The 5112-nt window shown below is 60.2% G+C and carries 4 protein-coding genes; all 4 read left to right on the forward strand.

Annotated elements, in window-relative coordinates; translation table 11 throughout:
• Nucleotides 1-6: 6 nt before the first annotated feature.
• Nucleotides 7-516, forward strand: a complete 510-nt coding sequence (locus tag VGY55_08215) for a riboflavin synthase (GenBank protein HEV2969960.1) — start codon at nucleotides 7-9, stop codon at nucleotides 514-516.
• Nucleotides 517-539: 23 nt separating this feature from the next.
• The gene (locus VGY55_08220) at nucleotides 540-1901 is read left to right on the forward strand and encodes a cytochrome P450 (protein HEV2969961.1); all 1362 of its coding nucleotides are present in this window, start codon (nucleotides 540-542) and stop codon (nucleotides 1899-1901) included.
• 146 nt (nucleotides 1902-2047) lie between these two features.
• On the forward strand, nucleotides 2048-3643 hold the full coding sequence (locus VGY55_08225) for a PEP-CTERM sorting domain-containing protein (GenBank protein ID HEV2969962.1): 1596 nt from the start codon (nucleotides 2048-2050) through the stop codon (nucleotides 3641-3643).
• 290 nt (nucleotides 3644-3933) lie between these two features.
• Nucleotides 3934-5112 (forward strand): hypothetical protein (locus VGY55_08230; GenBank protein ID HEV2969963.1); only part of this gene is annotated, 1179 nt, incomplete at its 3' end.

Below are 5112 nucleotides of genomic sequence, written 5' to 3' on the forward strand. Positions count from 1 at the left end.
GGTCCTTTGGCCGACGAGGTCGAGATCGGCGACAGCATTGCCGTGAACGGTTGCTGCCTGACCGTCGTGCGCGTGGAGGGAGAGTCAATCGACTTTCAAGCGGGAGAGGAAACCTTGAGCCGCACGAACCTCGGACGGCTCGGACCAGAAGGCCTCGTCAACCTCGAACGATCGCTGGTCCTCGGAGACCGAATGGGAGGTCACTTGGTGACCGGTCACATCGACGGCCAGGGGACGCTCGTCGAGCGGCGCGACGATGGCGATTGGTCCACGTTTTGGTTTCAAGCGCCGGCCGAATTGTTGCGGCAAGTGGCGCCCAAGGGATCAATTGCCGTGGATGGAGTTAGCCTTACGGTGGTGGACGCGGAGGCGGAGCGGTTCAGCGTCGCGTTGATTCCACACACACTGGCAGTCACCACGCTGGGTCGATTGAAGGTCGGCGACCCGGTGAATCTGGAAACTGATCTCATCGCGAAATACGTCGCCAAGCAACTCGCCGCCCGCGAGACCATTTGAGGCCCGACGCCGAATCGAGCACAATGTCAACCGCCCCCGGCACGACGAACATGATCCCGCTTCCCTTCGGGCATTTTGGGGAGTTCGTGCGCGAGCCGTTGGGGTTTCTGCTGCGAGCGCGGGAGCGCTATGGCGACGTCTTCCGCATGCGGATTGGGCCCCTGTTGTTGCACTTTCTTTTTCACCCCGACTACGTGCAGCATGTGTTGCACGACCGGCCGAAGAATTATCTGCGCGGATGGCAGTATCACTGGTTGCGCCGCATGATGGGCGAGAATCTGGTCGTCAGCGAAGGAGATTATTGGCTTCGGCAGCGGCGGCTCGCGCAACCCGCGTTTGGCCGGCAGCGTTTGGCCCTATATGCCGAGGTCATGGTCCAAGCGACGGCCGAGATGTTGGAGCGCTGGGCCAAGCTATCTGCCGGCGACACCGTCGATATCGGGGCCGAAATGTCGCGGCTGGCGCTACATATCGCGGGGTTGGCATTTTTCAGCCGCGATGTGAGCCAGAAGTCGGATTCGGTAGGCCGCGCGTTTCCGGTCGTGGGAAACTATCTCGTGCGGCGATTCAATCATCCGTTCACGTCGCCGCCGGCGTGGGTCCCCACGGCGCGGAATCGCGAATTCAAGCGGGCTGTGCGGAACCTTAACGAGATCGTATTCGAGCTGGTTCAGCGGCGTCGGAATGAGGGACGGGATTACGGCGACCTGCTCTCGATGCTCATGTCGGCCACGGATGAAGAAACCGGCGCGACGATGACCGATCGCCAGCTTTCAAGCGAGGTGCTGGCGTTCCTTCTCGCCGGGCACGAAACCTCGGCCACGGCGCTGACTTGGACCTGGTATTTGCTCGCATCGCATCCGACGGTTCAACGGCGAGTCCGCGCGGAAATCCAAACGGTTCTCGGTGGCCGAATGCCGACGTGCGCCGACGTTCCGCAGCTCAACCTTACGCGGATGGTCATTGAAGAAGCGATGCGGCTCTATCCGCCGATTTGGGCCACCCCGCGTCAAGTCGTTACTGCCGACGAGATCGGCGGCTTCCGAATTCCCGCGCGTTCGATGGTGGTCCTCTGTCAGTTTGTCACCCAGCGGCATCCCGCGATTTGGGAAAGTCCAGAAACGTTCGATCCCGACCGATTCGCTCCGGAGAAAGTGAAGGAGCGGTCGAAATATGCCCACTTTCCATTCCTGGCCGGGCCGCATCAGTGCATCGGCAGCGAGTTTGCGATGCTCGAAATGCGCCTGGTCGTGGCGATGGTGCTGGAGCGGTTCGAAATCGAGCTTTTGCCGAACCAGCAGATCGAGCCGAAAGCCTCGATCGCGATTCAGCCGAGCGCTCCGGTGCGCCTCGCGTTGAAAGGCATGCAACGCGGGCTCGGCTGATCTGGCGAACAAGGAAAAACGGAGAAAAACTCGCCAATTGCTTGACACCGGAAGGTGTCGCGGCGTTATGATAGCGGGCATTCCGAGTCTGGATCGGTTTCAGGCTCAGCCCACACGGGGTTGTCGGTCAAAATGAGGTGACGCTCATGACTCTATCTCGCCTGTGTTTCGCCGGTGCCTTGGCAATCGCAATGAGCATCGGCACAAGTTCGTCAGCCGCTCCGATCTGGTATGGCGCCGGGGCGAATGCGATGAACCCGCAGCTTCCCGATTTCTATCAGCATCAGGACTGGGTCAACGGCCCCTCGAACAACGGCTGGGAGCGCACCGGCGGCTGGTGCCAATATACCGCCTACGCCGACGCCTTTTATGATCTCACGACCCAGGGCTATAAGGGTCTGTTCGTTACCGATCCCACGGCCGCCGCTCCGGGCTGGTACACGGCCATGTACGGCGCTAACGTGAATGCCGCGCCAACCTCCGACATTTCCCGGCTTGTTGCCGGCCTGAATAGCGTGGGCTTGAACGTCCAGGCCTATCTCAACCTCACCGCTAATTCTCTCGCTCCCGTCACCACCGGAGCCGCGGCGCCGCTCTTGTCCAATAGTTATCCGACTGCCGCCAACGGCCACGTCTTCTACCGCAATCCCTTCGGGCAATTCATTGACACCAAGAAGTCGGTCTTCGATTTCACCAATTCCACGATTGCCAATGCCAACGGTGAAGTCCTATACAACCTCGGTTCCGGCACGGCCGCGCGCCGCCCGCCACCGAATGCCAACGGCGCTCAACAGGGCTTATGGTGGGGAGGCACGGGAGCCGGTGCTTTTCATTTCGTCACCGTCGCGGGCATCGACGTCGCAACTTCCACATCGTTCGTTGCCGATCCCGATACGAACGTTAATCCCGCCACGGGTGACGGCAGCGGCCCGACCGCCGGCGGTTGGCCCACCGGGCAGAATGCCACGAACATCGGCTTCCCCTTTCGGACTGGCGCCGGCGCGGCGCTGCCAGTGATCGGAAACTATCCCGACGTCCCGGATCACTTCGCCAGCTTCAATTTCGTCGGCAATACGAGCCGAACCATAACCAGCGCCAATGCGCCCGAGTACAACGGCACCTTTGTTAGATCCGTCAACGCGATTTGGCCTGGCGTCGTGCGCAAGGCGAATCCCAGGGTCGTCAACAGGCCGGGCGTCGTCCAGCCTTCATCGATCACTCACAGCAGCAACCCCGCGACCGAGGAAGAAACCGATCTCACCCTCAACCTTCCAGCGGGCAGCGGCCCCGTTGACGGTGTCTTCATCGAGCCGTCTAGCCCGACCGACAATCCGGCCGTTGATCCCTCTCTCTTTTCCTTCACCGACGACAGCAATCCTTCTTCCACCTGGACCGATTCCGAATCCACGGCCGATCCGTTCGGCAATGCTTTGGCCGATGACGGCATTATGTACGATCTGACCAGCGGCGCTCCTCTTGAACCTGGCGAAACCGCCGACCTCAACATTGCCACCGCGTCGGACTTCTCGACGACCGGCTACGACGTGCTCCTGCATTTTCAGGGTAATGCCGCCGACAACTGGCTGCCGGAAATGATCGGCGGAACGAATTTCGATCCATCAGACATCGCTGCCGATCAGAGCGTGGACGTTCCCGAGCCGAGCAGCGCGGTCTTATTCGGCGTCGGTGGGGTGGGCCTGTTGACTCTTGCTCGACGGAGCCGCAGATTTGCGGCGCAATAGGTATTTGAACTCGCGAACCATGAGTTTGAAAACTTGAAGTGCCGAATCGGCGCCTCAAGTTCCGCCGAAGTCGATGCGTTCGCATGGTCGTAGGCGATATCTCCCTGCAAAAGGCGAACGTCGATTCTCTGCGGGCCGTGGGGGCCGGTGATTGCGACAGTGGTGCGCAGGGGGAACGCATGGCGTTCAACAAGTTATTCGAGGGATGACGTATTTTCTCAGGGAATCCATTCGTCTCGCGATGCCTGCTTTTCAGTGAGGAACGAACAATACAAAAGCGCAATCTTGGAATGAGCAACCACGAAGTTTCGGTCCTCGGTCTGGCGGCGCTCGCCTTCTCGGTGTGTAGTTTCGTCGGAACCATCCTTGCGGCCGAGCCCGCCTTCGACGGCGGGAAGAGCACCTGGCATGACGGGTTCGTTCGCAACGACTTCGTCATGAATGACGAGACCCTGGCCATCACTCCTTTCACGAGGCCGGAAAAAGAAGGTTTTGCGGTGGGCACTCCGGCCAAGGGTCAGCGGCGGTGCATCGTGGTCGTGCCCAACAAACCGGCGCCCGGCAATCCCTGGTCGTGGCAAGGTTGTTATTGGGACCACCAGCCCCAGGCCGAGGTGGAATTGCTGCGGCGGGGTTTTCACATTGCGTTCATTACGCCGGATCCGGGCAGGCAGTCTCTGGGCAAGCAGTGGGACGCCTGGTACGCCTATCTCACGGAGAAACATGGGCTGTCCAAGAAACCGGCCTTCGTGGGCATGAGCAAAGGCGGGGTCAATGAATACACCTGGGCAACCTCGAACCCGGACAAGGTCTCCTGCATCTACGCCGACAATCCCGGCATCTACCCGGAGGACATCTTGAGGCTCGGTGAGCTGATCAAGCACGATGTGCCTCTGCTCAACGTCTGCGGGACCGAGGATTTTGTCCTGGAGAAAAACACGAAGGTCATCGAGAACATCTATCATCAGGGCGGCGGCCAGATCACCATCATGGTCAAAGAAGGCATGGGCCATCATCCGCACAGCTTGATCGATCCCAAGCCCATTGCCGACTTCATCGAGCAGCACGTTCAGTCGAACACCACTCCCCGGCCCGAAATCGTGGACGACACATTCACGAAATCCTATTTTTACAGCACCGAGAATTCCTACATTTACCTGCCCAAAGAGGATACTTACGCCACCTGCCGGGGGCCGCAATTCACGCCGTGCTACGACCGGTACGATAAGGCTGGCAAGTCGGCGTTTGGAGTCACTGGCATGGCGGTGCTGGTTCCGAAGACTCAGGCTGCCGGGAGGCCTTGGGTCTTCCGGGCGGACCGCATCGGCCGGGATGCCTCCGCTGTTGATCTGGCCCTGCTGGCCAAGGGGTTCACCATCGTGGCTGCTCCCATCGTGGGAGGAGGCCCCGTTCGGGCAGAGTGGGACGCCGTCTATAAGAACATGACCGACCACGGCTTTTCCAAGAAA

The organism is Pirellulales bacterium, from assembly GCA_035939775.1.
GTDB lineage: Bacteria > Planctomycetota > Planctomycetia > Pirellulales > DATAWG01 > DASZFO01.